The sequence below is a fragment of the Endozoicomonas sp. YOMI1 genome, assembly GCF_024606345.1.
Taxonomy (GTDB): Bacteria; Pseudomonadota; Gammaproteobacteria; order Pseudomonadales; family Endozoicomonadaceae; genus Endozoicomonas.
In genome coordinates this window covers 1-1,580 of record NZ_JAHHPM010000528.1, presented here as the reverse complement: position 1 = coordinate 1,580, position 1,580 = coordinate 1, and the positions used below count along the sequence as shown (strand labels likewise).

4 protein-coding genes are annotated in these 1,580 nt (G+C 47.8%); all 4 read right to left on the bottom strand.

Annotated elements, in window-relative coordinates:
* Positions 1-26: 26 nt before the first annotated feature.
* The 4 genes from KDK15_RS18810 to KDK15_RS18795 all read right to left on the bottom strand — a co-directional run bounded on the left by KDK15_RS18810 (position 27) and on the right by KDK15_RS18795 (position 1,518).
* A complete protein-coding gene (locus KDK15_RS18810; protein WP_257296932.1) occupies positions 27-536 on the bottom strand; it encodes a type I restriction endonuclease in 510 nt (169 codons plus the stop codon).
* The gene (locus tag KDK15_RS18805; RefSeq protein ID WP_257296931.1) at positions 517-942 is read right to left on the bottom strand and encodes a type II toxin-antitoxin system VapC family toxin; all 426 of its coding nucleotides are present in this window, start codon (positions 940-942) and stop codon (positions 517-519) included. Before KDK15_RS18805 ends, KDK15_RS18810 begins: the two co-directional genes overlap by 20 nt.
* On the bottom strand, positions 939-1,178 hold the full coding sequence (gene vapB / locus KDK15_RS18800) for a type II toxin-antitoxin system VapB family antitoxin (RefSeq protein WP_257296930.1): 240 nt from the start codon (positions 1,176-1,178) through the stop codon (positions 939-941). The genes KDK15_RS18805 and vapB overlap by 4 nt, the downstream gene beginning before the upstream one ends.
* A gap of 160 nt (positions 1,179-1,338) precedes the next feature.
* On the bottom strand, positions 1,339-1,518 hold the full coding sequence (locus KDK15_RS18795) for a hypothetical protein (protein ID WP_257296929.1): 180 nt from the start codon (positions 1,516-1,518) through the stop codon (positions 1,339-1,341).
* Positions 1,519-1,580: the final 62 nt, after the last annotated feature.

Below are 1,580 nucleotides of genomic sequence, written 5' to 3'. Positions count from 1 at the left end.
GAATAGGTGGCCGAATGTTTCCGGAATCAGTGGCCGAATGCTTCCGGAATACCCAGGGTCTGGCCGGAGTTTGGATTTTTCAGCTCTACCGTGACCACTGGCAGGCCGTTTACTGATAGCATCAGGTCAGGTTTATTCCCTGCCTTGTCGTATTTCACCTGGCGGGTAATAGTCAGGCGGTTTTCGCTGTACAGTTTGAGACTGTCAGGGTTTTTCTGATTACCAGGGGCAAAAAAAGCAACCCGTAACTTGCCGAAGCATTTGAAACCGTGGCGCAGAACCTTGAGCATGCCGGAGCTATTCAGGGTTTTGCACAAATCGGCCAGAACCACCTTTTTAGTATCGCTTTTGTGGATAGCTTGCAAAGCCTTCCAGGGCTTGGGCAGAGTAGTCTGGATAAATGACAGCACTTGTTCGGGAAACAGTGCCTGCTCCCTATCATAATCTTCAGGATTGCCCTTTTGATAACCGCCCTGATGAATCAGTTCGAACTCAATGGCATCTTCCAGCCGGTCTTCAGTGTGCTTTTTTTTCATTTGTCCAGTCTTCTATGGACAGGGAGGGTACCCTGGTGAACTCACGGGTATTATTGGTGACGCAGGTCATACCAAGACTTCGGGTATGGCCTGCGATGAGGTTGTCGTATCCACCGATTTGCAGGCCTGTTGCATAAAGATGCTGTCTGATATTGGCTGAATGATCGGCGGCTTTTTCGTCAAAGGGTAAAATGGTCACCCGCATCAAAAACTCATTCAGCATGGCTATTTTGGTCTGCTTTCTTTTTTCGCTGTCAGAGTTATAAACGCCAAACATCAGTTCATCATAGGTAATTGAAGAAATGAACAGATCGCCACTATGGCTGGCTATCTTCTGGCGCACTCGTTTAGGGTCGCCTTTTTGCATGGCGAAGATAACCATGTTGGTGTCCAGGATATAGTTCATTCGCCCCAGTCCCCCATATCCCTGGGCTGCATATCAGGCTGAGGTTCGCGTTCGAACTCGGCAGCACTTTCATCGACCATCTGAAAGAATGAGTCCCAGTCTCCTTTTATCGGGGTGATTAAAATGGATTCTCCGCGCTTGGAAATCCTGACGCGTTTTGTACCTTCTGGCAACTCTAGCTCTTTAGGGATTCTGACCGCCTGTGAACGATTATTTCTGAATACGCTTGTTTCCATACCTGATCCTGTATATCTATTTTGTATATCCCAACAATAGTCTATGACAGCAGGCAGATCAATAAGTTCAGAGAGGTTGCTATTAACAGCTCATATCTTGTTCTTGGCAGGACTTACACGAATTTCATCACCGGTGCAGAGTTATACGTGTTGGCGATATTTACCTGCTGATGACCATTTTCGTGCCGTCACGAAAATGGTCATCCTGAGGATTTCCTGAGTTTTTACAGGCATTTCTGGCTTTATCTACGACTTTGGCGAAGTTTTCCCAGCGGTCGTACCCCAGTTCTGACGTCAGTTCCCGCGCATACCAGAACTCTATGGGAGCATCGAGTGACACTCCCCGCCCTTATCAGGCGAGGCTTCTTTCTGACTTCGCAGGCTTTTGCCAGTCTATGGCGA